Below are 26,006 nucleotides of genomic sequence, written 5' to 3' on the forward strand. Positions count from 1 at the left end.
CGATAACACAGCGTCCGCCAGGCAACAGCGGTGCACATGGCGCATATGGAGAGGGAGGTGGGATGAGTATTCGCGATTGGCCGGTGGCCGAGCGGCCACGGGAGAAGCTGTTGGAGTGGGGGGCGGCGAGTCTTTCGGATGCTGAATTGCTGGCGATTTTCCTGCGCACCGGCGTTGCCGGCATGAGCGCCGTAGACCTGGCGCGCCATCTGCTGATGCAGTTTGGCGGCCTGCGCCCGTTGCTGGAGGCCAGCCAGACCCAGTTCAGTCAGCACTTGGGCCTGGGGCCGGCGAAGTTTGCCCAGTTGCAGGCGGTGCTGGAAATGTCCCGGCGCCACATGGCCGAGCGGCTGCGCAGCCATTCGGTGTTGGAAAGCCCGGTGGCGGTGCGGGATTACCTCAAGGCGCTGTTGCGTCATGAGCCCCACGAGACCTTTGGTTGCCTGTTTCTGGACTCAAAACACCGGGTGCTTGGGTTCGAGGCGTTGTCCCAGGGCACCATCGACGCGGCGATGGTTTACCCCCGGCAAGTGGTCAAGCGCGCTTTGGCTTATAACGCTGCGGCGCTGATCCTGTGTCACAACCATCCTTCCGGCAGCCTGGAGCCCAGCGCAGCTGATCGAAAATTGACCAAGTTGCTGCAAAAAGCCCTGGAAGTGGTGGATGTGCGGGTGCTGGACCACATCATCGTGGGCGACGGTGACCCCTTGTCGATGGCGGAATATGGCTGGATGTAACCCCGCCCGATCAGGGCGGGGCACAGGTTCAGGGCTTGATGCTGACCTTGGAGAAATCCTGGCGGCCGAACGGGCTTACCTGGTAACCCTCGACAGTCTTGCGTGCCAGAGCGAACGCCGTTGGGTGAGCCAGCGGCAACCACAGCGCCTGTTGCTGGATCTGCGCCTGGGCCTGCTGGTACAGCTTGCTGCGTACCCCTTGCTCGCTGGTGGTCTTGCCAGCACTGATCAGCTTGTCCAGCGCCGGGTCGCAGTAGCGGGCGAAGTTGGTACCGGACTTCACCGCCGCGCAAGAGAACTGCGGGGTCAGGAAGTTATCCGGGTCGCCGTTGTCGCCGGCCCAGCCCATGAACAGCAGGTCGTGCTCACCGGCCTTGGCGCGGCGGATCAGCTCGCCCCACTCGATCACACGGATCTCGGCCTGGATGCCGATTTTGGCCAGGTCTGCCTGCAGCAGTTGGGCGCCGAGGTTCGGGTTGGGGTTCAGCAGGCTGCCGGTGGGGCGTGTCCAGATCGTGGTCTTGAAGCCGTCCTTGAGACCGGCACGGTCCAGCAGGGATTTGGCTTTGGCCAGGTCCTGTGGATAACCCGGCAAATCCTTGGCGTAGCTCCAAGTATTGGGCGGGTAAGGGCCATTGGCGGCTTCGGCGGTGCCTTCAAATACAGCCTTGAGGTAGCTGGCCTTGTCGAACGCCAGGTTGATTGCCTGACGTACTTCGGGCTTGTCCAGCGGTGGATGCTGGCTGTTGATGGCCACGAATGCGGTCATGAAGGCTGCGGTTTTCTCGACCTTGAGTGCGGTGTCCTTCTCGGCCTCGCCCACATCCAGCGGCTTGGGCGACAGGGCGATCTGGCATTCATTGCGGTGCAATTTCTGCAGGCGCACGTTGGCATCCGGAGTGATGGCGAAGATCAAGTTATCCACAGCCGGTTTGCCAGCGAAGTAGTCCGGGTTGGCCTTGTAGCGCACTACAGCGTCTTTCTGGAAACGCGAGAAAACAAACGGCCCGGTGCCGATTGGCTGGCTGTTGAGCTTTTCGGGAGTACCGGCCTTGAGCAGCTTGTCGGCGTATTCCGCCGGGTAGATGGAGGCAAAGCCCATGCTCAGCGCGGCAAGGAACGTGGAGTCGGCGTGATCGAGGGTGAACCGTACGGTCAGCGGGTCGAGGGCGTCGATTTTCTTGACCAGCGTCGGCAATTGCAACGACTGCGCGTGGGGGAAGCCACTCTGGGCGATCTTGTGCCACGGGTTGGCCGGGTCGAGCATGCGCTCGAAGCTGAAGCGAACGTCTTCGGCGGAAAGGGCGCGGCTTGGGGTGAAATAGTCGGTGCGGTGGAACTTCACATCCGGGTGCAGCTTGAAGGTGTAGGTCAGGCCGTCCGGCGAAACTTCCCAGCTGTCCGCCAGGCTGGGCACCAGCTTGCCACTGGCCGCGTCGTAGTCCACCAGGCGGTTCATGAGCACATCGGCCGAGGCGTTGGTGGTGGTCAGCGAGTTGTATTGCACCACATCGAACCCTTCGGGGCTGGCCTCGGTGCAAACGCTCAAGTTGCTGGCGGCAGAGGCCAGCGGCGCGATAAAGAGAGGGGCGAGCAACAGCGGTAGGGCAGCGAGGCGCATGTTCGGTTTCCTTTGCAGATCGAAGGCCCATCTGCGAGTGCAGTCTGGAAAAGGCCTACCGTAGAGGTCTGATTGATAAATGACTAGCCCATTTTTGCCTGTGCTTTTGCTTCAAATGCTGTTTTCATGGCGCCTCAGCGCGTTCCGCCGTGCATTTTTTTGCGCGGGTGGGCGCTGTAAATCATTCTGTGCGACGAGTGGTCGGCTGTGACAGCGGCCCCTCCTGGCAACGGTTCAGGTGTGTTTTGCCTAGATTTACGCCGGTAAAAACACACGGGCTGTTGTTGCACTGGGGTCTTTCTGGTATAAAGCAGCGCTCTTTTCTAGGGGCCCGGTTCCTTCGCTTGTAGGTGTAGCCGGTAAGACCCTAAAGAAACGCGGCGCCTGGCGCCAAATGACTGAGAGATTAAGCGGCCAACCCATGCCGGGTTGGGCATGTGGTTTTAGAGGGCTGAGGCATGTCGAGAGTCTGTCAAGTTACCGGTAAGGGTCCGGTGACTGGGAATAACATTTCCCACGCAAATAACAAAACCCGTCGTCGTTTCCTGCCGAACCTGCAGCATCACCGCTTCTGGGTTGAAGAAGAGAAACGTTTTGTTCGCCTGCGTGTATCTGCTAAAGGCATGCGCATCATCGACAAGCGTGGCATCACTGTCGTGCTGGCCGAAATCCGTGCCGCTGGCAAGATCTAAGGAGCTCTATCATGCGTGAATTGATTCGAATGATCTCTAGCGCCGGTACTGGTCACTTCTACACTACCGACAAGAACAAGCGTACTACCCCGGACAAGCTCGAAAAGAAAATGTTCGACCCGCGCGTTCGCAAGCACGTGATCTACAAAGAAGGCAAAATCAAGTAATTGATTTTCTTCCTTGTGAAAAAAAGCCCGTCTCTCACGAGTCGGGCTTTTTTTTGCCTGTGATTTGCCGGTCAGGCCTTCTGTTCAAACACCACGTAGATCTTGCGGCACGGCTCCAGCACTTCCCAAGTGCCCACGAACCCGGCCGGGATCACGAAGCGGTCGCCGGCGCGCAGGGTCTTGGCGTTACCCTCGGCATCCCTCAGCACAGACACACCCTGCACAATTTCGCAGTACTCGTGTTCGGTGTAGTTGACCTTCCAGTGCCCGACCTCTCCCTCCCACACCCCAGCGCTCATTTGGCCGCACGGGCTGTTGTAGTGGTTGTAGATCGTTTGCTCAGGGTCGCCCTTGAGGATTTTTTCCGCAGCAGGGCGGTAGCGGTCGGGGGCGGTGTTGGCTTGGCTGAAGTCGACGATGTCCTGGATGCTCATGTGCGTGTCCCGTCTGGCCTGCGGTTGAAGAGCCCAAAGTCTATGTTTATTAAAATGAACATCGCAAGGGCGTATCCCGGGGTTATGTCAAATATATTGAAACATCCCCAGCGGCTGGTTTAGGGTGGCACCTGCCTTGAGCCGAACAGCAGGCTGGCGGGGCAAGCATTCTTTGAGGCTGCCGGGGGACATCGCCTGGCCCTTGTATTCAATAAGAGGAGGACACCCGCATGACCACCCTGACCCGTGCCGACTGGGAACAACGCGCCAAGGATCTGAAGATCGAAGGCCGTGCTTACATCAATGGCGAATACACCGCCGCAGCCTCCGGTGACACCTTCGAATGCATCAGCCCGGTCGACGGCCGTCTGCTGGGCAAGGTAGCCAGCTGTGACGCCGCCGACGCCCAGCGCGCCGTGGAAAACGCCCGCGCTACCTTCAATTCCGGTGTCTGGTCGCGCCTGGCGCCGGCCAAGCGCAAGTCGGCCATGATCCGTTTCGCCGCGCTGCTCAAGGAAAATGCCGAAGAGCTGGCGCTGCTTGAAACCCTGGACATGGGCAAGCCAATCAGCGATTCCCTCAATGTTGACGTGGCCGGCGCAGCCAATGCCCTGAGCTGGAGCGGCGAGGCCATCGACAAGATCTACGACGAAGTTGCAGCAACGCCACACAATCAGCTGGGCCTGGTGACCCGCGAGCCTGTCGGCGTCGTGGCGGCCATTGTGCCGTGGAACTTCCCGCTGATGATGGCCTGCTGGAAGCTGGGGCCAGCGCTGTCCACCGGTAACTCGGTGATCCTCAAACCGTCCGAAAAGTCTCCGCTGACTGCCATCCGTATCGCTGCACTGGCGGTGGAAGCCGGTATTCCAAAAGGCGTGTTCAACGTGCTGCCGGGCTATGGCCATACCGTGGGCAATGCGCTGGCGTTGCACATGGACGTCGACACCCTGGTGTTCACCGGCTCTACCAAGATCGCCAAGCAGCTGTTGATCCGCTCCGGCGAATCGAATATGAAGCGCGTATGGCTGGAGGCTGGCGGCAAGAGCCCGAACATCGTGTTTGCCGACGCCCCGGACCTGCAGGCCGCCGCCGAATCTGCCGCTGGCGCCATTGCCTTCAACCAGGGTGAGGTCTGCACTGCCGGTTCGCGTCTGCTCGTGGAGCGCTCCATCAAAGACAAATTCCTGCCGCTGGTGATCGAAGCCCTCAAAGGCTGGAAGCCAGGCAACCCGCTGGACCCGGCCACCAATGTGGGCGCCCTGGTGGACACCCAGCAGATGAATACCGTGCTGTCCTACATTGAAGCCGGCCACACCGACGGTGCCAAATTGGTGGCGGGCGGCAAGCGCACCCTGGAAGAAACCGGCGGTACCTACGTGGAGCCGACGATTTTCGACGGTGTGACCAACGCCATGAAAATCGCCCAGGAAGAGATCTTCGGTCCAGTCCTTTCGGTGATCACCTTCGACAGTGCCGAAGAAGCGGTCGCCATTGCCAACGACACCATCTACGGCCTGGCCGCAGCGGTGTGGACAGCGGATATCTCCAAGGCGCACCTGACTGCCAAGGCCCTGCGTGCTGGTAGCGTGTGGGTCAACCAGTACGACGGTGGCGATATGACCGCGCCGTTCGGTGGCTTCAAGCAGTCGGGCAATGGCCGCGACAAGTCGCTGCATGCGTTCGACAAGTACACCGAGCTGAAATCGACCTGGATCAAGCTGTAACTTTCAGGGCTCACCGCAGGTAAAAATGTGGGAGCGGGCTTGCTCGCGAATGCGGTGTATCAGTACCAGATGAGCTGGCTGATCCACCGCGTTCGCGAGCAAGCCCGCTCCCACACTGTTTTGTGTGTTCTTAAAGTTATCCACAGGAGCGTGGAAATGCGTTGGGCGACTTATTTCGCCGTGTTGGCCTCGGTCCTCAGTGTGGGCCTGGCCTTGGGCGTCAGCATGCCGCTGGTGTCTCTGCGTCTGGAAGGCTGGGGCTATGGCAGTTTTGCCATTGGCGTGATGGCCGCCATGCCCGCATTTGGTGTGTTGCTGGGGGCAAAGCTCTCCAGCCGCTTGGCTGCGTGGCTGGGCACTGCCAATCTGATGCGTTTGTGTCTGTGGGGTGGCGCGGTGTCCATCGGCTTGCTGGCGATTCTGCCCAGCTACCCGGTGTGGCTGGTGCTGCGCTTGATGATCGGGGTAATCCTGACCATCGTGTTTGTCCTGGGCGAAAGCTGGATCAACCAGTTGGTGGTGGAGCAGTGGCGCGGCAGGCTGGTGGCGTTGTATGGGTGCAGTTATGCCCTGAGCCAACTGTCGGGCCCGTTGCTGTTGGGGGTGATCGGCACCGACCATGACTATGGTTTCTGGGTTGGCGTGGCGTTGTTGGTGGTGGCACCGATTCTGTTGTTGGGCCGCTCCGGTGCGCCCACCGCCGATGCCTTCAGCGTCACGTTTGCTGATCTGTGGCGCTTCTGCCTGAGCCTGCCGGCGATTGCCTGGGCGGTAGCGCTCTTTGCGGCGTTCGAAGCGATGATTCTGACGCTGCTACCGGTGTATTGCCTGCAACAGGGCTTCAACGCCGAGGTCGCCTTGGCCATGGTCAGCACAGTGGTGGTCGGCGACGCGCTTTTGCAATTGCCCATTGGCGCACTGGCGGACTACCTGCCGCGACGCATGTTGTTCTTGGGGTGTGCCGTGCTGTTGCTGGTGTCGAGCCTGGCAATTCCACTGGTATTGCATACGCCGCTGATCTGGCCGGTGTGGGTATTGTTCGGCGCCAGTGCCGGCGGGTTGTTCACGCTGTCGTTGATCCTTATTGGAGAGCGTTACCGAGACGATGCGTTGGTGCGCGCCAATGCACATGTGGCGCAACTGTGGGGGATTGGCTGCTTGATCGGGCCGTTGGTGGCCGGTGCAGGTAGCCAGTGGGTCAGCGGGCATGCACTACCGTTTCTGATGGCGGCCGGTGCGTTGGGCTTGGTGGCGTTGTTGCTGCGCCAAGGCGCATTTGGGGCTGCACAGCCAGCCTGAGTTTGGAATACAGCCAGAAATGTGGGAGGTGTGGTTCTTAGAGCATGCGTTCCAGGCCTACGCTAGTGGCAAACCATGCGTTGAACCTGCGCCACCAGCTCCCCGGCTCGCGGTCCAGGGTGTGCAGTTGGCCGTCATCCTCGGTTACCCACACCACCTGGCCATCCTGCAATTTCGCCTCATAACTCAACGCCGGTGCCATGCCCTGCAACGCCAGGTTGCGCACATGCTCCGCCAGCTCCGGGCTGTCCACCAGTACGCCGACTTCGGTGTTCCACAGGACGGAGCGCGGGTCGAAGTTGAACGAACCGATAAACGACTTTTCCCGATCAAAGATCATGGCCTTGCTGTGCAGGCTGGAGTCCGAGCCGCGAAAGGTGCCGCGTCGAAACAGATGAGGGCCGCTGCCACCGCCGCCATCGCCCGGTTGGCGACGCAGCTCATAGAGTTTCACTCCATGTTCCAGCAACGCCTTGCGATACGGCGCGTAGCCACCGTGCACGGCCGGTACGTCGGTAGCCTCCAGGGAGTTGGTCAGCAGGCTCACCGACACCCCCGCGTCAGCGCGGCCCGTGAGGTACACCAGCCCCGGCTCTCCGGGCACGAAGTACGCCGAGACCATCATCAGCTCGCGGCTTACCCCTTCCAGCTGCGGCGCCAGTTGGGTGGTGAGCAGCAGCCTGGGGTCCGGCTCGGCCGTGGCCAGCACCTTGCTCGGTGCGTCCCACAAGGCCTGGTTCCAGGCCCAGATCAACTCGCGGCGCCAGATGTGCATGCGCGGTTGGGTCTGGTAGGTGCGCAAGCGGTTGTACAGCGCATGATTCTGCTGGCGCGATTCGGCCAGCGACGCTTGCAAGCGCTCGCGCACGGCGGTCAGGTCGCCTTTGGATGGGCTGATGGACACAAAGTCATCAATCGGCTTGCTCAGGGCACTGTTCCAGTACTGGTCAAAGCTGTGCCCGAGTTGCTCGGCCACCGGGCCCACGCTGAGCATGTCGATGTCGGTGAAGTTCAGGCTGGGCTCGGCGTCGAAATACTCATCCCCCAGGTTGCGCCCGCCCACGATGGCCACGCTGTTGTCTGCCAGCCACAGCTTGTTGTGCATGCGCCGATGTTGCAGCGACAGGTTGAACAAACGGCCCATGGCTCGGGTAACGCCGGTACTGCGGCCCAGGTGCAGCGGGTTGAACAGGCGGATTTCGATCTGGGGGTGGGCGGCAAGGGTGGCGATTATTTGATCGAGGCCGTCGCTGGTGGTGTCGTCCAGCAGGATGCGTACCCGCACGCCACGGTCGGCGGCCTTGAGCAGTTCATCCACCAGCATGCGCGTGCTGATGCCGTCGTGGACGATGTAGTACTGCAAGTCGAGGCTGGTCTGGGCGTTGCGGATCAGCTCGGCACGGGCCATGAAGGCCTCGCTGCTGTTGGGCAGCAGGCGAAAGCCGGAGCGACCCTGGTAGGGCGCGGCCTGGGCCTGGATCGAGCGGCCGAAGGACGATTGCGCAGCGGGCAGGGCGTCGCTGGGGATGCGCGGTGTACTCACCGTCGCGCAGCCGCCCAGCGCCAGGGCTCCCAACAGGAAAAACGGTAATAGCCGTTGCATCATCAAGGGAGTCGCTTCCAGATCAGGGCGGTTGTCGGCATATGACGGCTATTTCCCGCGAAAGGTCAGTCCAGCGTGTCGGCCAGTATCTTGATGGCGGCGGCACCGACCTTGCGCACGGCTTCTTCAATCTGTGGGGTTGGCTTGGCAGCGTAGTTCATGCGCAGGCAATTACGGTACTTGCCCGAAGCAGAAAAGATGCTGCCCACCGCCACCTGGACCCCTTGCCCCACCAAGACCCGATTGAGCTTAAGCGTGTCAAAGCCTTCGGGCAGCTCGATCCAGAGCATAAAGCTGCCTTGGGGCCGACTGGCGCGGGTGCCCGCCGGGAAATAGCGGCTGACCCAATCAAGCATCAGGTCGCGATTGCGTTGGTATTGGGTGCGCATCCGCCGCAAATGCGGTTCGAAGTGCCCGCCTTTGAGAAATTCGGCAATCGCAATCTGCGGCTGCGTGGCGGTGGAGCCGGTGCTGATGTATTTCATGTGCAGCACGCGTTCAAGGTAACGGCCCGGTGCAACCCAGCCAATGCGCAGGCCCGGCGCAAGCGTTTTCGAGAACGAACTGCACAGCAGCACACGGCCGTCTTCGTCAAAGGACTTGATGGTGCGCGGGCGTGGGTAGCTGTAGGCCAATTCGCCATACACATCGTCTTCAATGACTGCCACGTCAAAGCGCTGGGCCAGGGTGAGCAGCGCCCGCTTGCGCGCCTCCGGCATGATGTAGCCCAAGGGGTTGTTGCAGTTGGGGGTCAGTTGGATGACCTTGATGGGCCACTGTTCCAGCGCCAGTTCCAACGCTTCGAGGCTGATACCGGTGATGGGGTCGGTGGGGATTTCCAGGGCCTTCATGCCCAGGCCCTTGAGGGTCTGCATGGCCCCGTGAAAGCTGGGGGAGTCTACTGCGACGATATCGCCGGGATCGCAGATGGCATGGATGCTGGCGGACAGCGCCTCATGGCAGCCCGTGGTGATCACGATGTCTTCGGCGGTCAGTTGGCAGCCGGAATCCAGTGACAGTCGGGCGATTTGTTCGCGTAATTCCATACAGCCGAGGATGTTGTCGTAATACAGACCGGGCAGGTCCTGGCGGCGGCTCACACGGGCCAGGCTGCGCAGCAGGGGTTTGAGGGTGGGTGACAGCACATCCGGCATGCCGCGCCCCATCTGTATGACATCTTTGCGCGGCACCGCGCGAATCAGCTCCAGCACCTGGTCCCATTGGGAGATTTCCACCGGTCGCTGCGCCGGGCGACCCACTTCCGGCAAGGCCGGCAACTCACGGCCCACGGGCACGAAGTAGCCGGATTTGGGCTTGGGCATCGCCAGGCCGTTGTCTTCCAGCAACCGATACGCCTGCTGCACGGTACTCAGGCTGACCCCATGCTCGACGCTGAGCGCCCGTACCGAAGGCAGTCGGTCGCCAGGGCGATAGAAGCCTTGTTCGATGCGGGTGCCCAGCAAGTCGGCGAGGTTGACGTATAGGGTCATGGCGGCCACTCCCAGGGGACCAGTACAGATAGGTGGAAAATACAGGATTCAGCCATCCAAAGGCAGTATCTGTATGGATTTAATAAAAGTAGGGTGAATCTGTAATGGTTTGCCCGGCGGGCCCATTCTTGTCACTCAAGGCAACACGCCACTGAGGGGCAGCAAAATGAAGGGCATGAGCGATGTGCGGCTGGCGGTATACCGCCAGGAACTGGAAGTACGGCAGGAGCGCGCAGTCTCTGCGCCGACCGATAGCCGCTGGGGGCTGTTCTGGCGCCGTCGCCACACGCGCAAAGCCTTGTTGGAGCTGACCTGCGAACAGCTTAAGGATGTGGGGCTGACCGCTGAAGAGGCGCGCCAGGAAGGGTCGAAACCCTTCTGGCGCAGCTGATTCATACCAGTTCTTTGAGTCGGTGCCAGAGCATCCCCAGCGCCAGCAACGGCGAGCGCAAGTGCTTGCCGCCGGGGAAGGTGATGTGCGGCACCTGGGCAAACAGGTCGAAGCGCCCCTGTTGCTGGCCGCTGATGGCCTCGGCCAGCAGCTTGCCCGCCAGGTGTGTGGCGTTGAGGCCGTGGCCTGCGTAGGCCTGGGCGTAGTACACGTTGGAGTGGTCGGCCAGTCGGCCAATCTGCGGCAGCCGGTTGGCGCCGATGCCGATCATGCCGCCCCACTGGTAGTCGAGCTTCACGTCGGCCAATTGCGGGAAAACCTTGAGCATCTTGGGCCGCATATAGGCGCCGATGTCCTGGGGATCACGCCCGGAGTAATGGCACGCACCGCCGAACAGCAGGCGCTTGTCTGCAGACAGCCGGAAGTAATCCACCGTTACCCGCTGGTCACACACTGCCATGTTCTGCGGCAACAGGCTGGCTGCCTGGGCGTGGCTCAACGGCTCGGTGGCGATGATGTAGCTGCCGGCGGGCAGCACCTTGCCGCCCAGTTGTGGGTTGAGGCCATTGAGGTAGGCGTTGCAGGCCAGTACCAATGTCTTGGCACGCACACTGCCTTTGGCGGTATGCACCTTGACCTCGGGGCCATAGTCGATGCGGGTGACTTCGGACTGCTCGAACAGCTTCACGCCCAGTTGCTGCGCGACGGCCGCTTCGCCGAGGGCCAGGTTGAGCGGATGCAGGTGGCCGGACCCCATGTCGATCATGCCGCCCACGTAGCGCTCGGAGCCGATCACGCTGCTCATCTCACCCGCTTGCAACAGGCGCACCTCATGGCGATAGCCGAGGCTGCGCAATTCTTCGGCGTCTTCGGCCAGGCCTTGCAGGTCGCGGGGCTTGTTGGCGAGGTCGCAGTAGCCCCAGGTCAAGTCGCAGGGGATCTGGAAGCGCTCGACGCGCTCGCGCACAATCTCAACGGCTTCCAGGCCCATCAGCTTCATCTGGCGCACGCCGTCGGTGCCGATGACGTTGGCGAACTGGTCCAGCCCATGGCCGACGCCGCGAATCAACTGGCCGCCATTGCGCCCGCTGGCGCCCCAGCCGACCTTGCGGGCCTCCAGCAACACCACGCTAAAGCCGCGCTCAGCCAGCTCCAAAGCCGTATTGAGCCCCGAATACCCGCCGCCAATCACGCACACATCGGCAATCACTTCGCCGCTCAACACCGGGTAATCGGGTTGCGGCACGCTGCTGGCGGCGTAGTAGGAAGTGGTGTGCCGGGCGCTGGCAGTCATGGGGAGCATCCCTGTTTGGAAAATTTGACGCAGGATACAGCGGTCGGACGAAGCTGTCTCACCGGGGGCTTTTGCGGCAGAATCCACGCCTATTCGCCGTTCGGTACCTGTGTCGATGAGTTGCAACAGCCAGAAAATCAGCACACTGCGCAGGCAGATCCCTTCGTTCGAGTGTGTTCCCGGCTGCCACGACTGCTGTGGGCCGGTGACCACCTCGCCCGAGGAAATGTCGCGCCTGCCGCGCAAGACCGCCGCCGAACAGGACGCAGCCATGGACGAGCTGAACTGTGTGCACCTGGGGCCCAACGGCTGCACCGTGTATGACGAGCGGCCGTTGATCTGCCGGTTGTTCGGTACCACCAAGACCTTGCCATGCCCCAATGGGCGCCGCCCGGTGGAGCTGATTCACCCGCGGGTGGAGAAGCAGATCCATGAGTACATGGCCAGTACCCGGCAGGTATTGGTCTAACAGGTGTACTCGGTTTAAATGTGGGAGCGGACTTGCTCCCACATTTGACCGCGTTGTGCCCTCAGTCCGGGATCGGGAGGTTCAGGCTCTCTTTCACCTCTTCCATCACGATATAGCTCTTGGATTCGCGCACATGGGGCAGCTTTAGCAGAATGTCGCCGAGCAATTTGCGGTACGACGCCATCTCCGAAATACGCGCTTTGACCAGGTAATCGAAATCCCCCGACACCAGGTGGCACTCCAGCACATGGGGTAACTTCAGCACCGCGCGGCGGAACTCCTCGAAGGTGTCGCCAGACTTGTAATCCAGGCTGATCTCGACAAATACCAGCAAACTCCCCTTCAAATGCTGGGGATTGAGCCGTGCGTTGTAGCCCATGATGATCCCCTCGCGCTCCAGCCGACGCACGCGCTCGGTGCACGGCGTGGTCGACAGCCCGACCTTTTCGCCCAACTCCGTGAACGAAATTCGCCCGTCGGTTTGCAGGATGCGCAGGATGTTACGGTCGATCTTGTCCAGCTCCCGCTTGGTCTGGGTGTTGGTACGCATAGGGGATACGCCTCTGTGAAAAGGGTTTTTGCCGAGAATTGTCGCCAAATATAGGCACTTATATAGTGAAATGCACTGGCAATAGTTTTTTACACTGCGCCCATCATTGCTCGAATAACACACGTCAGCGGTCAAGCCCGCGATGAGGATCTAAAAATGCGCGTTCTGGTATTGGGTAGCGGTGTCATTGGGGTGACCAGTGCCTACTATTTGGCGCGGGCCGGGTTTGAAGTGGTCGTGGTGGACCGTCAGCCTGCCGCTGCCATGGAAACCAGTTTCGCCAACGCAGGGCAGGTGTCCCCAGGCTACGCTTCGCCTTGGGCCGCGCCGGGCGTGCCGCTCAAGGCCATCAAGTGGCTGCTGCAACGCCATGCGCCATTGGCCATCAAGGCCACCGCCGATATCGATCAATACCTGTGGATGGCGCAGATGCTGCGCAACTGCACCGCCAGCCGCTATGCCGTGAACAAAGAGCGCATGGTGCGCCTGTCCGAATACAGCCGCGACTGTCTCGACGAACTGCGCGCCGAGACCGGCATTGCCTATGAAGGCCGCAGCCTCGGGACGACCCAGCTGTTCCGCACCCAGGCCCAGCTTGATGGTGCCGCCAAGGATATCGCCGTGCTGAAAGAGTCCGGCGTGCCCTTTGAACTGCTCGACCGCGCCGGCATTGCCCGGGTTGAACCGGCCCTGGCCAGCGTCACCGATATCCTCGCCGGTGCCCTGCGCCTGCCGAATGACCAGACTGGCGACTGCCAGATGTTCACCACGCGCCTGGCCGACATGTGCAAGCAACTGGGCGTGGAGTTCCGTTTCGAGCAAGACATCCAGCGCCTCGACTACGCCGGTGAGCGCATCAATGGCGTATGGATCGACGGCACGCTGGAAACCGCCGACCGCTACGTGCTGGCCCTCGGCAGCTACTCGCCGAAGCTGCTCAAGCCGCTGGGGATCAAGGCGCCGGTGTACCCGCTCAAGGGTTACTCGCTGACCGTGCCGATCACCAACCCGGCAATGGCTCCAACCTCGACCATTCTCGACGAGACCTACAAGGTCGCGATCACCCGTTTCGACAACCGCATCCGCGTCGGCGGCATGGCTGAAATAGCCGGTTTTGACCTGTCGCTCAACCCGCGCCGACGCGAAACCCTGGAGATGATCGTCAACGACCTTTATCCTCAGGGCGGCGATTTGAGCGAGGCCACATTCTGGACCGGGTTACGCCCGACCACACCTGACGGCACGCCGATTGTCGGTGCCACCCCGTTCAAGAACCTGTTCCTGAACACCGGCCATGGCACCCTCGGTTGGACCATGGCCTGTGGCTCCGGTCGCTTGCTGGCCGACCTGATGGCGAAGAAAACGCCGCAGATCAGCGCCGCAGGCCTCGATATTTCCCGTTACGGCAACCCTCAGGAGTCTGCAAGACATGTCAATCCAGCGCCAGCTCACCAATGAGCGCATGAGCCAGATCGTAGTCCACAGCGGTACCGTGTATCTGGCAGGGCAAGTCGGCGACGACATGAGCGCCGGGATTGAACAACAGACCCGTGAAACCCTGGCCAATATCGAGCGATTGCTGGACCTGGCCGGCACCGACAAGAGCAGGTTGCTGTCGGTGACCATTTACCTCAAGGACATCGACGCCGACTTTGCCGGTATGAACGCGGTGTGGGACAAGTGGTTGCCCAAAGGCGTCGCTCCGGCCCGTGCCACGGTTGAAGCCAAGCTGTGCGAACCGCAAATCCTGGTAGAGCTGTCCGTGGTGGCTGCGCTGCCTTAAACAACGATCCTCTCCCGGTGCCGAGCTGTCTGTCGGTACCGGTTTTTTTCACCTTGCCGCCTAGAAGCCTGCCGCCATGCGTCCTGCCCGTGCCCTGATCGACCTCCAAGCCCTGCGCCACAACTACCAACTGGCCCGTGAAGTGACCGGGGCCAAGGCCCTTGCCGTGGTCAAGGCCGATGCCTATGGCCATGGGGCCGTGCGCGTGGCCCAGGCGTTGGAGGCTGAGGCTGACGGTTTTGCCGTGGCCTGTATCGAGGAAGCGCTGGAATTGCGCGCCGCCGGTATCCGTGCGCCCGTGCTGCTGTTGGAAGGTTTCTTTGAGGCCGACGAACTGCCGCTGATCATCGAGCATGATTTGTGGTGCGTAGTGCATTCGCTGTGGCAGTTGGAGGCCATCGAGCAGGCCAGGCTGAGCAAGCCGCTGACCGTCTGGCTCAAGCTCGATTCGGGCATGCACCGTGTTGGCCTGCATCCCAAGGATTACCAAGAGGCCTACCAGCGGCTGCTGGCCAGCGGCAAAGTGGCCAAGATCGTGTTGATGAGCCACTTCGCCCGCGCCGATGAACTCGATTGCGTACGTAGCGAGGAACAAGTGGCGGTATTCGAAGCGGCGCGCCAAGGCCTATCGGCCGAAGTGAGCCTGCGCAACTCGCCATCGGTGATGGGCTGGCCGAATGTGGCCAGCGACTGGGTACGGCCGGGCATCATGCTCTACGGCGCCACGCCGTTTGGCGAAGACCAGGCCGTGGCCGCGCGTTTGCAGCCGGTAATGACCCTGGAATCGAAAGTGATCTGCGTGCGTGAGCTGCCGGCCGGCGAGCCAGTGGGCTACGGCGCTAGGTTTATCACGCCCAAACCGATGCGCATTGGTGTGGTTGCCATGGGCTATGCCGACGGTTACCCACGCCATGCGCCAACTGGAACGCCGGTGCTGGTGGCCGGGCAGCGCAGCCAATTGCTCGGCCGCGTGTCCATGGACATGCTGTGCATCGACCTGACGGACGTGCCCCAGGCCGGTCTGGGCTCCACGGTGGAACTGTGGGGCAAAAACATCCTCGCCAGCGACATTGCCGTCGCCGCCGAAACCATCCCCTACCAGATCTTTTGCAACCTGCGCCGGGTGCCAAGGCTCTATTCCGGGGATTGATCCCCAGGTACGAACGCCGCAGCCTGGGATTTAGGCCCAAGTGTTGTAAATACTGAACGCTGTCGCCATGATAACGCTCAATTACAACAAAGCCTGAATCCTAGGAGGCTCCTGCATTGGACGTCGGCGAACGACTGCAATCCATCCGTAAACTGAAGGGTCTTTCCCAGCGTGAGCTCGCCAAGCGCGCGGGTGTCACCAACAGCACCATTTCGATGATCGAAAAAAACAGCGTCAGTCCCTCGATCAGCTCCTTGCGCAAGGTGCTGGGCGGCATCCCCATGTCCATGGTCGAGTTTTTTTCCGAGGAGATCCTCCAGGAAATACCGACGCAGATCGTCTATAAAGCCAATGAGCTGATCGACATCTCTGACGGCGCCGTCACCATGAAACTGGTAGGCCGAGCACACCCCAGCCGGGCGATTGCGTTTCTCAACGAAATCTACCCGCCGGGCGCCGACACCGGCGAAGAAATGCTCACCCACGAAGGCGAGGAAACCGGGATCCTGGTGGAAGGACGCCTGGAGTTGGTGGTCGGTCTTGAAACTTTTGTGCTCGAAGCTGGCGATAGCTACTACTTTGAAAGCACCAAGCCCCATCGTTTTCGCAACCCGTTCGATGTGCCGGCGCGACTAATCAGCGCAGCCACACCCGCGAACTTTTAAGAAAAGAGGCGCCCTGCCAGCGTTGCAGAGGCTCCCGTGGCTGTAACCGTGTGGCTGAATCTCCCTTTATTTAATAGGGTTGTTTCGGCCCGACGGGCTAACCGTTATACTTTCGCCGCCTGCGAAACCGTGGCCGCAGGCGTGAATAGCCACCATTGAGGGTGAACGCGTGAACCTAATTATGAAAATGCTGGCTGCACCAGCAATAGTATTGGCCCTGTCGGGCTGTGGGCAAAAAGCTGAGCCACCTGTCAGTAAAGCAAGCAGCGATGCTGTTGCCGAGCGTCTTGAGCCTGCTGGCAAGGTCTGTATCCAGGGTGAAGAATGTAAAGGCATGGAGGTTGCGGTGGCGGCCGGTGGTGGCGGGGCGAAAACCCCGGACGACATCATCGCCAAGCACTGCAACGCCTGCCACGGCTCCGGCCTGTTGGGTGCGCCTAAAATCGGCGACACCGCCGCCTGGAAAGAACGTGCCGACCACCAGGGCGGCCTCGACGGCATCCTGGCCAAGGCAATCACCGGCATCAACGCCATGCCGCCAAAAGGCACCTGTGCGGATTGCTCGGATGACGACCTCAAGGGCGCCATCAAGAAGATGTCCGGGCTCTAATCAGCCGATCTTCTCCAAAAATGCCGCTTACGAGCGGCTTTTTTGTGCCCATCAATTTTGTTTCAGTGCTGGCCATTGCAGCAAACACCCGCCACGCTCTGTCCAACCCCTAATCACGCAATGTTCAGGAGGCTCGGATGGTGCAGTTGTGTTCAATCGAACAAGCAGTTGACGACGTACTGGCACGCTTGCCCGCCCATATCCACATGGGTATGCCCCTGGGCCTGGGCAAGCCCAACCTGTTCGCCAATGCGTTGTACCGGCGTATCGCCAAGTTGCCGCAGCGGTCGCTGACGATCTACACCGCACTGAGCCTGGGCCGCCCGACCCTGGGTGACGGTTTGCAGAAGCGGTTTCTGGAGCCCTTTATCGAGCGGGTGTTTGGCGATTACCCCGAGCTGGATTTTCTCGCGGACCTGCACAAGGACGGCCTCCCCAAGAATATTCATGTGCAACAGTTCTTCATGCAGCCCGGCAGCCTGCTTCACAGCGCGTCGGCCCAGCAGGATTACGTGAGCAGCAACTACAGCCACGCCGCCCGCGATATCAACGCCGCCGGCTTGAACCTGGTGGCGCAGTTGGTGGCCAGCAGCAGCGAGCACCCGGACCGCCTGAGCCTGAGTTGCAACCCCGACATCACCGTCGACCTGCTGCCGATGATCGCCAAGCGCCGTGAGGCTGGGGAAACCATCCTGATCGTCGGCCAGGTTCACACCGATTTACCCTACATGCCCGGCGATTCCGAGTTGGGCATGGATGCCTTCGATTACCTGCTGGATGAAAAAGACAGCACCACGTTGTTCTCCACGCCGAATATGCCGGTGGGGTTCCAAGACCACTTTATCGGCCTGCATGCCAGTACCCTGGTGCGCGATGGCGGCACCTTGCAGATTGGCATCGGCTCCATGGGCGATGCGCTGACCGCTGCATTACTGGCCCGTCAGGCGGACAACGAGTCTTATCGTTTGCTGCTGACGGATCTGGATGTTTACCAATGGGCACCGCTGATCAGCCATGAAGGCGGCGTCGACCCGTTCGCCCGTGGCCTCTATGGCTGCAGCGAAATGTTCGTCAACGGCCTGTTGGTGCTGGCGGACGCGGGGATCGTGCGGCGTAAGGTTTATCCGGATGTCGCCACCCAGGAGCAGGCCAATGCGGGCCTGTTGGATGATGCAGCGCAGCCCGATGGTGTTTCGATCCACGGTGGCTTCTTCCTCGGCCCGCGCAGTTTTTACCAGCGCTTGCAGGAAATGACCCACGCCAAACGCCTTGAATTCAACATGACCCGCATCAGCTACATCAACGAGCTGTATGGCCAGGAAGAACTCAAGCGACTGCAACGCCAGGACGCGCGATTTATCAACAGCGCGATCATGGTGACCTTGCTGGGCGCGGGCGTGGCCGACCAGTTGGAAGACGGCCGAGTACTGAGCGGCGTAGGCGGGCAGTACAACTTCGTGGCCCAGGGGCATGCGCTGGAGGGCGCGCGGTCGATCCTGATCTTGCGCAGCTGGCGCGAATCGGCGGGAGAGGTGAGTTCCAATATCGTCTGGGACTATGGCCACTGCACCATTCCCCGGCACCTGCGGGATATCGTCATCACCGAGTACGGCATCGCCGATCTGCGTGGTCAGACGGATGCCAAGGTGATCGAGGCGCTGCTCAATATCACCGACTCACGTTTCCAGGCCGATTTGATCGAGCAGGCGCAAAAGGCTGGCAAGTTACCCAAAGACTTCCAGCTGGATCCGCGCTTTGCCGACAACACGCCGCAGCGGCTTCAAGGGATTCAGGCGCGGCATCCACGGTTATTCCCGGAATATCCGCTGGGCAGCGATTTCACCGATGAGGAACGAGATCTGTTGCGGGCGCTGAACTGGCTCAAAAGCAAATTCAAGCTGACGGAGATGTTGGAGTTGGGCAAGGCGGCGTTGGATGCGCCGGAGCCGGAGGCGTTTCCAGAGCATTTGAAGCGGATGGGGTTGGATCAACCAGAAGGCCTTAAGGAGGACCTGTATCAGCGGCTTTTGCTTGCTGGCTTGCAGGCCACCACACACTAACAAACACCACAAAACCAAATGTGGGAGCGGGCTTGCTCGCGAATGCGGAGTGTCAGTCAGCAGATTTACCGACTGATACACCGCATTCGCGAGCAAGCCCGCTCCCACATTTTGATCTGTGTTCGCAGCGAATTACTCGATGAAGGTCACAACGCCACCCGCCAGCGACTTCACCCGCGCCAACGACTCAACCCGATAACCCTGCGCATCCAACTCCGCACGACCACCCTGGAACGACTTCTCGATCACGATTCCCAAACCGGCAACGGTTGCACCGGCCTGCTTGATGATCGAAATCAGCGCCTGGGATGCCTTGCCGTTGGCCAAAAAGTCATCGATCACCAACACGCGGTCGCTGCTGGTCAGGTGACGCGGGGAAATTGCCACGGTGCTTTCAACCTTCTTGGTGAAGGAGTACACGGTCGCCGACAACAGGTTTTCCGTCAGGGTCAGGGATTGCTGCTTGCGTGCGAAGATCACCGGTACGCCCAGGTTCAGGCCGGTCATGATCGCCGGTGCAATGCCCGATGCTTCGATAGTGACGATCTTGGTGATGCCCGAGTCCTTGAACAGTGCCGCGAACTCGTCGCCGATCAGCTTCATCAGTGCCGGGTCGATCTGGTGGTTCAAAAAGGCGTCGACCTTGAGTACCTGATCGGAAAGCACGATGCCTTCTTCGCGAATTTTCTTGTGCAGTGCTTCCACGGAAAGCTTCCTCTGTTGGCGCAACGCGCGCCGAAAGTAGATTAAAAAGTAGTCGATTCTAGCGCTTTAACATCGCGCGTATGTCCGCCAGGGCGGTGTTGCCGCGAACGGCCTTCACCTCGGTCGGGGTGTCGTCATTGCCTTCCCAGGCCAGGTCGTCCGGCGGCAGTTCATCCAGGAACCGGCTGGGGGCACAATCGATGATTTCGCCGTACTGCTTGCGCTTGGCGGCAAAGGTGAAGGCCAACGTCTGACGTGCGCGGGTAATACCCACGTAGGCCAGGCGGCGCTCTTCTTCGATAGTGTCGGCTTCGATGCTGGAGCGATGCGGGAGGATTTCCTCCTCCATGCCCATGATGAACACGTAGGGGAATTCCAGGCCCTTGGACGCATGCAAGGTCATCATCTGCACCCCTTCGGCGCCGTCTTCCTCTTCCTGCTGGCGCTCAAGCATGTCGCGCAGCACCAGCTTGCCGATGGCGTCTTCGACGGTCATCTCGCCGTCTTCGTCTTTTTCCAGGGTGTTCTTCAGCGCTTCGATCAGGAACCAGACGTTGCCCATGCGGTAATCCGCAGCCTTGTCGCTGGAACTGTTGGTGCGCAGCCAGTTTTCATAGTCGATGTCCATGACCATGCTGCGCAGGGCGCTGATCGGGTCTTCGCCGGCGCATTGCTCGCGCACCTTGTCCATGAAGCGCTTGAAGCGCGACAGGCGATCGGTGAAACGGGTGTCCAGGTGCTCGCCCAGGCCGATTTCGTCGGTGGCGGCGTACATGGAAATTTTGCGTTCGGTGGCGTAGTTGCCGAGTTTTTCCAGGGTGGTGGAGCCGATTTCCCGGCGCGGCACGTTGATCACCCGCAAAAAGGCGTTGTCGTCGTCCGGGTTCACGATCAGCCGGAAGTAGGCCATCAGGTCTTTTACTTCCTGGCGTCCGAAAAAGCTGTTGCCGCCCGACAGGCGATACGGCACCTGGTGGTGCTGCAATTTCAGCTCGATCAGCTTGGCCTGGTAGTTGCCGCGATAGAGGATGGCGAAATCGCTGTAGGGCCGGTCGGTACGCAGGTGCAGGCTGAGGATCTCCACGGCCACGCGCTCGGCTTCGGCGTCTTCGTTGCGGCAGCGGATTACGCGGATCTCGTCGCCGTGGCCCATCTCGCTCCACAGCTGCTTTTCAAACTCGTGGGGGTTGTTGGAGATCAGCACGTTGGCGCACCGCAGGATACGGCTGGTGGAGCGGTAGTTCTGCTCCAGCATCACCACCTTCAAGGAGGGGTAGTCATCCTTGAGCAGCATCAGGTTTTCCGGGCGGGCGCCGCGCCAGGCGTAGATTGACTGGTCGTCGTCGCCCACCACGGTGAACTGATTGCGCGTGCCGATCAGCATCTTCACCAGCAGGTATTGGCTGGCGTTGGTGTCCTGGTATTCGTCCACCAGCAGGTAGCGCACCTTGTTCTGCCATTTTTCGAGGATGTCGGTGTGTTCCTCGAACAGTTTTACCGGCAGCAGGATCAGGTCGTCGAAGTCCACCGCGTTGAACGCCTTGAGCGTGCGCTGGTAGTGGGTGTAGACGATGGCAGCGGTCTGTTCCTTGGGGTTGCGTGCGTTTTCCAGGGCCTGGGGCGGCAGGATCAGGTCGTTTTTCCAGGCGCCGATCATGTTCTTGATCTCATCGACGCCGTCGTCGCCCGCGTATTCCTTTTGCATGATGTCGGTCATCAGGGCCTTGACGTCGGTCTCGTCGAAGATCGAGAAGCCCGGCTTGTAGCCCAGCCGCACATGCTCCTTGCGGATGATGTTCAGCCCCAGGTTGTGGAAGGTGCACACAGTGAGGCCACGGCCTTCGCCACCCTTGAGCAGGGTGCCGACGCGCTCTTTCATTTCCCGCGCTGCCTTGTTGGTAAAGGTCATGGCGACGATGTACTGGGCGCGGATGCCACAGTTCTGGATCAGGTGCGCGATCTTGCGGGTAATCACGCTGGTCTTGCCGGAGCCAGCGCCGGCGAGCACCAATAGAGGGCCGCCGACGTAGTTCACGGCTTCTTGCTGCCGGGGGTTGAGTCGGGACATACAGAATTCAGGAGTCGTTATTCAAAAGGGCGGGCATTTTAACAGGCTGGCAGGATTCTGCTCCCTCAGAACGACAGTGTGACGTACCACTCGATCTAAATTTGCCGGTTTTGATACTTTGCCGCAGGATGTACAGGCATTTACGACTAATGTTTGTAATTTGCGTATTTGATAACCCCTGTCATTGGTGATTATCAGGCCGCACGTCATAATGCCCGCCGCCAACGAAATCTTGCAGAGTCTAGGGAGCTAGCTTGTCTACGCCTGTCGAACCCTTGCGTTTGCTGCTACTGGCCGATGCGCCTGAGTGGGCAGCGTTATTGCGCGAGTGCCTGGCGCCGATGGGCGATGGGGCTGTGCTGATCAGCGCGCCAAATTGGGATTCGGTGAGTCGTTTGTTCGATGACGACCACAGCGCCGTGCTATTGACCACACCCAGCCTGCAACCCGGCCCAGGCCGTTGCAGCCTGCCGTGTGTGTTGCTGCTGGAGCAGGAACCCCTGGTTTCTCCCCTGGGTGTCAGTGATTGGCTGGTGCGGGAAGTATTGGACGCCGATACATTGCGCCGCTGCCTGCGTCACGTTCGTGAGCGTGGCCTGCTGGAAAACACCCTGCAACGCCTGGCCGAACAGGATCCTCTCACCGGCATCGCCAACCGCCAGGGTTTTCAGACCCTGCTGGCGGCTCGGCTGGCCGAGAACGAAGGGCGCGGTTTGGCCCTGGGGCACCTGGACCTCGACAACTTCCGTCATGCCAACGACGCCCTCGGCCATCAGGCCGGCGACCGGCTGATCCTGCAAGTGGTGTCACGGCTCAAGAGCCAACTCGAAGCCGGTGATCAACTGGCCCGCCTGGGCAGCGACGAGTTCGCCCTGTTGATCGACACCCGCCGGGCGCCTCAGCGCGCCGAGTGGATGGCTGAGCGCATCACCGAAGTCATGGCCGAACCCTACTGGGTGGATGGCGAAAGCCTGCTGATCGGCTGCAGCCTGGGGGTGGCCCATGCCCGCGCCCGCGCCGGTGCCGACCCGCTGATGTGGCATGCCCATATCGCCATGCAGCAGGCCAAGAGCACCCAGGGCTGCACCTTTCATATCTTCAACGAGCGCATCAACCGCAATGCCCGCAGCCTGGCCGACCTGGAAACCGAGCTGCGTCGCGCCTTGCGTCGTGATGAACTGGAGTTGCATTACCAGCCACGCCTGGACCTGGACGACGGGCGAATCGTCGGCCTGGAAGCCCTGGTGCGCTGGCGCCACGGCGAGCGTGGCCTGTTGCCGCCTAGTGAGTTTGTGCCGCTGGCCGAGCAGAGCGGATTGATCGTTCCGTTGGGTTACTGGGTGATCTCGCGTGCCTTGCGCGACATGCAGGCCTTGCGCGAACGCGGTCTGCCGCCGCTGCATATGGCGGTCAACCTGTCGTTTCGCCAGTTTCAAGACGGTCAATTGCTCTCGACCCTCAGCCGGCTGATTGCCGAGCGGGGCGTGGACGCACGCTGGCTGGAGTTCGAATTGACCGAAACCGCCGTGATGCGGCGCAGCGACTTGGTCAAGCAGACCATGGACGCACTGGGGCGCCTCGGGGTGCGGTTCTCCCTGGATGACTTCGGCACCGGGTTCTCATCGTTCGTGCACCTCAACAGCCTGCCGATTGCCTTGTTGAAGGTGGACAAGAGCTTTGTCGGCGGCATGGAAGGGCGCGAGGAGAACCGCAAGCTGGTGCACGCCATGATCAACCTGGCGCACAACCTGAACCTGGAAGTGGTGGCGGAGGGGGTGGAAACCCCCGAGCAACTGGCGTTGCTGAGGTTGTTTGGATGTGACCAGGCCCAGGGTTACCTGATCAGCAAGCCCTTGCCGCTACCGGAGTTGGTGGAATACCTCACCTTCGGTAAAGGCCAGCAGGCGCTGCTGGGTTGACCTGCAAACCCATTCAAATGTGGGAGCGGGCTTGCTCGCTCCCACAGTTTTTGACCGAACAAGGCCTTTATTCTGTCTGTGCGGCCTGAAATGAGGCTTGAACATCAGGCTCCTGCCGAATCATCCGCTTCATCTTCGTCTCAAACGCCCAGGTCAAACTTACCGCCGCACACGCCAGGCCCAGCGCCAAGCCCCACCACACACCGGTCGGCCCCCAGCCCAAGGTGAATGCCATTAGCCAGGCGGATGGCGCGCCGATCAGCCAGTAGCAGCCCAAACCCACGAGGAAGGTGGTCTTGGCGTCTTTCAGCCCGCGAATGCAACCCATGGCGATGGTCTGCACGCCGTCGAACAACTCAAACCACGCCGCCACGGCCAATAGGCTGACGGCCAGTACGATCACGTCGTGGAACGCCGGGTCGTCATGGTCCAGGAACAGTCCGATCAACGGGTCGGAAAACAACCACAGTACGACGGCGAATCCCAACATCACCAATGCACCAAAGCCGATGCCGACTCGCCCGGCCAGGCGCGCTTGCAACAGTTGCCCGGCACCGTAATGCTGGCCGATGCGCATGGTCACCGCGTAGGACATGCCCGCGGGCACCATGAACGCCACCGAGACGATCTGCAGGGCAATCTGATGCGCTGCCAATTGCGTGCTGCCCATGGTGCCCATGCACAACGCGGCAAAGGCGAACAGCCCGACTTCCACCGCATAGGTGCCGCCAATCGGCAGGCCCAGGCGCCAGAGTTCGCGCAGGTATTGGGTATTCAGGCGCAGCAGGCCAGTACTCAATGGGTAGGCAGCGTATGTGCGGTTGCTGCGGATGTACCACATCAGCGCCAACGCCATGCCGTTGGCGACAATGGCGGTGACCAGGCCGATGCCTACCAGGCCGAGCTTGGGCAGGCCGAACATGCCTTCGATCAAGGCGTGGTTGAGCAGGTAGTTGAGCACGGTGCCGCACAGGCTGATCACCATCACCGGGGTGGCCTTGCCGATGGCGCTGGTGAACCCGCGCAAGGCCATGAAGCTGAGGTAACCGGGCAGGGCGAACGGCAGGATCGTCAGGAACTGCCCTGCCGCGTGCACGTTGGTTTCGGTCTGCCCGAACATCAGCAGCAGTGGCTTGAGGTTCCACAGCAGCAAGCCGGCCGCCAGGGCCATCAGCCAGGCGAGCCACAGCCCGGCCTGGGTCAGGCGGGTGGCGCCTTCGATATCGCCCGCGCCGTGACGGATCGCTACCAGGGTGCCCACGGCGGCAATCACGCCGATGCAGAAGATCGATACGAACGAATAGCTGGCCGCGCCCAGGCCGCCACCGGCCAAGGCTTCGGGGCTCAGGCGCGCCATCATCAGCGTGTCGGTCAACACCATCAGCATGTGCGCCAACTGTGAGGCAATCAACGGCCCCGACAGCCGTAGGATGGCCCAGAGTTCGGTACGTGCCGGATGCTGCATGATCATCACGCTCAAAGAGTCAGAAGGTTGTGGAAGGGTTGATTCTCGGCGCTCTCAGCCCGTTGCACAAAGGGATAAAAGCGATGGTTCGCATGACTAAAACTCATGCCTGTTGAATCTGGTAGGGTGCGGCATTGCTCTGTGGGAGTTTTCCAGATGTCTCGTCGTCTTCCGCCGCTCTATGCCCTGCGTGCTTTTGAGGCGGCATCGCGGCACAACTCGTTCACCCGGGCGGCAGAAGAGCTGTCGATTACCCAAAGTGCCGTGAGCCGACATATCCGCACGCTTGAGGATCACTTCGCCTGCCGGCTGTTCCAGCGCAGCGGGCGCACCTTGCAGCTCACCGAGGCGGCGCGCCTGCTGCTGCCCGGCGTGCGCGAGGGTTTCGCCGCGCTGGAACGTGCCTGCCATACCTTGAACGCCGAAGATGACATCCTGCGCATGAAGGCGCCGTCTACCTTGACCATGCGTTGGCTGCTGGCGCGGCTCAGTCGGTTCCGGGCGTTGCAGCCGGGCAACGAAGTGCAACTGACCAGTGCGTGGATGAGCGTGGACGAAGTGGACTTCAACCAAGAGCCCTTCGACTGCGCGGTACTGTTGAGCTACGGACACTTCCCCGCCGATTGGGAGGCTTGCTACCTGTTTCCCGAGTTGTTGATTCCTGTGGGGGCGCCGAATTTGCTGGATGATGGCCCTTGGGACGCCGAGCGCCTGGCGACCGCCGAACTGCTGCATCCCACGCCTGATCGGCGGGACTGGCGCAACTGGCTGGAACGCATGGGGCTGTCATCGCGGATATCGCTCAAGGGTGGGCAGGTGTTCGATACGTTGGAACTGGGCATGATCGCTGCCGCCCGGGGCTACGGCGTGTCTATGGGCGATTTGCTGATGGTGGCCGAGGACGTGGCCCAAGGACGGCTGAGCCTGCCGTGGCCGACCGCTGTGGCCAGCGGGGAAAATTACTATCTGGTATGGCCGAAAACCCGTCCCGGCGGTGAGCGTTTGCGACGGTTGGCGGACTTTCTCCAGAGCGAGGTCAAGGCCATGGAACTGCCGCCCGTTGAACGCCTGTAATGGCGAGATACACATCGCCGTGCAATCGTTTGCGTC

24 protein-coding genes are annotated in these 26,006 nt (G+C 61.0%); 15 read left to right on the forward strand and 9 right to left on the reverse strand.

Translation table 11 applies throughout. The features are described from left to right. The first annotated feature begins 62 nt into the window (after positions 1-62). A complete protein-coding gene (gene radC, locus DYL59_RS11690; protein ID WP_135289319.1) occupies positions 63-737 on the forward strand; it encodes a RadC family protein in 675 nt (224 codons plus the stop codon). Between the two features lie 28 nt (positions 738-765). On the opposite strand, the gene DYL59_RS11695 is transcribed toward radC, so the two are convergent. Next, positions 766-2,358 carry an ABC transporter substrate-binding protein gene (locus DYL59_RS11695; protein ID WP_135289320.1) on the reverse strand — a complete coding sequence of 531 codons (1,593 nt, stop codon included), beginning with the start codon at positions 2,356-2,358 and terminating at the stop codon, positions 766-768. Between the two features lie 458 nt (positions 2,359-2,816). Between DYL59_RS11695 and rpmB the strand changes: the two genes are divergently transcribed. Further along, complete coding sequence (gene rpmB, locus DYL59_RS11700; protein WP_003176907.1) at positions 2,817-3,050, forward strand: 50S ribosomal protein L28; 234 nt, start codon at positions 2,817-2,819, stop codon at positions 3,048-3,050. 11 nt (positions 3,051-3,061) lie between these two features. Continuing rightward, on the forward strand, positions 3,062-3,217 hold the full coding sequence (gene rpmG, locus DYL59_RS11705) for a 50S ribosomal protein L33 (protein ID WP_003176906.1): 156 nt from the start codon (positions 3,062-3,064) through the stop codon (positions 3,215-3,217). A gap of 71 nt (positions 3,218-3,288) precedes the next feature. On the opposite strand, the gene DYL59_RS11710 is transcribed toward rpmG, so the two are convergent. Then, the gene (locus DYL59_RS11710; protein WP_135289321.1) at positions 3,289-3,651 is read right to left on the reverse strand and encodes a cupin domain-containing protein; all 363 of its coding nucleotides are present in this window, start codon (positions 3,649-3,651) and stop codon (positions 3,289-3,291) included. 230 nt (positions 3,652-3,881) lie between these two features. On the opposite strand from DYL59_RS11710, the gene DYL59_RS11715 reads away from it, so the two are divergent. Together DYL59_RS11715 and DYL59_RS11720 are read left to right on the forward strand one after the other, a co-directional pair. Beyond that, complete coding sequence (locus tag DYL59_RS11715; RefSeq protein ID WP_135289322.1) at positions 3,882-5,375, forward strand: aldehyde dehydrogenase; 1,494 nt, start codon at positions 3,882-3,884, stop codon at positions 5,373-5,375. Positions 5,376-5,531: 156 nt separating this feature from the next. Beyond that, positions 5,532-6,674 carry an MFS transporter gene (locus DYL59_RS11720; protein ID WP_135289323.1) on the forward strand — a complete coding sequence of 381 codons (1,143 nt, stop codon included), beginning with the start codon at positions 5,532-5,534 and terminating at the stop codon, positions 6,672-6,674. A 37-nt stretch (positions 6,675-6,711) separates the two neighbouring features. Here DYL59_RS11720 and DYL59_RS11725 read toward each other — a convergent pair whose 3' ends face one another. Together DYL59_RS11725 and DYL59_RS11730 are read right to left on the reverse strand one after the other, a co-directional pair. Continuing rightward, entirely contained in the window at positions 6,712-8,280 is a 1,569-nt protein-coding gene (locus DYL59_RS11725) for a phospholipase D family protein (RefSeq protein ID WP_135289368.1), read from the reverse strand. A 62-nt stretch (positions 8,281-8,342) separates the two neighbouring features. Further along, positions 8,343-9,767 (reverse strand): aminotransferase-like domain-containing protein, encoded by a 1,425-nt coding sequence (locus DYL59_RS11730; RefSeq protein WP_135289324.1) that lies wholly within the window; start codon positions 9,765-9,767, stop codon positions 8,343-8,345. Between the two features lie 166 nt (positions 9,768-9,933). Here DYL59_RS11730 and DYL59_RS11735 point away from each other — a divergent pair, with 166 nt between their 5' ends. Further along, entirely contained in the window at positions 9,934-10,158 is a 225-nt protein-coding gene (locus tag DYL59_RS11735) for a DUF1127 domain-containing protein (protein ID WP_135289325.1), read from the forward strand. Between the two features lies 1 nt (position 10,159). Here the strand turns inward: DYL59_RS11735 and DYL59_RS11740 are convergent, their stop codons facing one another. Beyond that, positions 10,160-11,452 carry an NAD(P)/FAD-dependent oxidoreductase gene (locus tag DYL59_RS11740; RefSeq protein ID WP_135289326.1) on the reverse strand — a complete coding sequence of 431 codons (1,293 nt, stop codon included), beginning with the start codon at positions 11,450-11,452 and terminating at the stop codon, positions 10,160-10,162. A gap of 115 nt (positions 11,453-11,567) precedes the next feature. On the opposite strand from DYL59_RS11740, the gene DYL59_RS11745 reads away from it, so the two are divergent. After that, positions 11,568-11,921: a YkgJ family cysteine cluster protein gene (locus DYL59_RS11745; protein WP_135289327.1), complete on the forward strand. Its 354-nt coding sequence runs from the start codon at positions 11,568-11,570 to the stop codon at positions 11,919-11,921. Between the two features lie 61 nt (positions 11,922-11,982). On the opposite strand, the gene DYL59_RS11750 is transcribed toward DYL59_RS11745, so the two are convergent. Continuing rightward, positions 11,983-12,471: an Lrp/AsnC ligand binding domain-containing protein gene (locus tag DYL59_RS11750; RefSeq protein WP_003176896.1), complete on the reverse strand. Its 489-nt coding sequence runs from the start codon at positions 12,469-12,471 to the stop codon at positions 11,983-11,985. A gap of 156 nt (positions 12,472-12,627) precedes the next feature. Between DYL59_RS11750 and dadA the strand changes: the two genes are divergently transcribed. The 6 genes from dadA to DYL59_RS11780 all read left to right on the forward strand — a co-directional run bounded on the left by dadA (position 12,628) and on the right by DYL59_RS11780 (position 18,739). Beyond that, complete coding sequence (gene dadA / locus DYL59_RS11755; protein ID WP_135289328.1) at positions 12,628-13,929, forward strand: D-amino acid dehydrogenase; 1,302 nt, start codon at positions 12,628-12,630, stop codon at positions 13,927-13,929. Beyond that, the gene (locus DYL59_RS11760; RefSeq protein WP_135289329.1) at positions 13,901-14,254 is read left to right on the forward strand and encodes a RidA family protein; all 354 of its coding nucleotides are present in this window, start codon (positions 13,901-13,903) and stop codon (positions 14,252-14,254) included. Before dadA ends, DYL59_RS11760 begins: the two co-directional genes overlap by 29 nt. A gap of 76 nt (positions 14,255-14,330) precedes the next feature. Continuing rightward, the gene (gene alr, locus DYL59_RS11765) at positions 14,331-15,404 is read left to right on the forward strand and encodes an alanine racemase (RefSeq protein WP_135289330.1); all 1,074 of its coding nucleotides are present in this window, start codon (positions 14,331-14,333) and stop codon (positions 15,402-15,404) included. 116 nt (positions 15,405-15,520) lie between these two features. Further along, complete coding sequence (locus DYL59_RS11770) at positions 15,521-16,069, forward strand: cupin domain-containing protein (RefSeq protein ID WP_003176893.1); 549 nt, start codon at positions 15,521-15,523, stop codon at positions 16,067-16,069. 181 nt (positions 16,070-16,250) lie between these two features. Continuing rightward, positions 16,251-16,679, forward strand: a complete 429-nt coding sequence (locus DYL59_RS11775; RefSeq protein ID WP_193557547.1) for a c-type cytochrome — start codon at positions 16,251-16,253, stop codon at positions 16,677-16,679. A gap of 137 nt (positions 16,680-16,816) precedes the next feature. Beyond that, positions 16,817-18,739 (forward strand): acetyl-CoA hydrolase/transferase C-terminal domain-containing protein, encoded by a 1,923-nt coding sequence (locus DYL59_RS11780; RefSeq protein ID WP_135289331.1) that lies wholly within the window; start codon positions 16,817-16,819, stop codon positions 18,737-18,739. Between the two features lie 132 nt (positions 18,740-18,871). On the opposite strand, the gene DYL59_RS11785 is transcribed toward DYL59_RS11780, so the two are convergent. Both DYL59_RS11785 and rep read right to left on the reverse strand, forming a co-directional pair. After that, positions 18,872-19,444 (reverse strand): xanthine phosphoribosyltransferase, encoded by a 573-nt coding sequence (locus DYL59_RS11785; RefSeq protein ID WP_010207474.1) that lies wholly within the window; start codon positions 19,442-19,444, stop codon positions 18,872-18,874. Between the two features lie 58 nt (positions 19,445-19,502). Next, positions 19,503-21,512, reverse strand: coding sequence for a DNA helicase Rep (rep, locus tag DYL59_RS11790; protein WP_135289332.1), 2,010 nt, complete (start codon positions 21,510-21,512; stop codon positions 19,503-19,505). Between the two features lie 254 nt (positions 21,513-21,766). Here rep and DYL59_RS11795 point away from each other — a divergent pair, with 254 nt between their 5' ends. Beyond that, positions 21,767-23,431 carry a putative bifunctional diguanylate cyclase/phosphodiesterase gene (locus tag DYL59_RS11795; RefSeq protein WP_135289333.1) on the forward strand — a complete coding sequence of 555 codons (1,665 nt, stop codon included), beginning with the start codon at positions 21,767-21,769 and terminating at the stop codon, positions 23,429-23,431. A 67-nt stretch (positions 23,432-23,498) separates the two neighbouring features. Here the strand turns inward: DYL59_RS11795 and DYL59_RS11800 are convergent, their stop codons facing one another. Then, positions 23,499-24,902: a NorM family multidrug efflux MATE transporter gene (locus tag DYL59_RS11800; protein WP_135289334.1), complete on the reverse strand. Its 1,404-nt coding sequence runs from the start codon at positions 24,900-24,902 to the stop codon at positions 23,499-23,501. Positions 24,903-25,052: 150 nt separating this feature from the next. Here DYL59_RS11800 and DYL59_RS11805 point away from each other — a divergent pair, with 150 nt between their 5' ends. After that, positions 25,053-25,970, forward strand: a complete 918-nt coding sequence (locus tag DYL59_RS11805) for a LysR substrate-binding domain-containing protein (protein WP_135289335.1) — start codon at positions 25,053-25,055, stop codon at positions 25,968-25,970. The last annotated feature ends 36 nt before the right edge of the window (positions 25,971-26,006 follow it).

Source organism: Pseudomonas kairouanensis (genome assembly GCF_004682055.1).
Lineage (GTDB): Bacteria > Pseudomonadota > Gammaproteobacteria > Pseudomonadales > Pseudomonadaceae > Aquipseudomonas > Aquipseudomonas kairouanensis.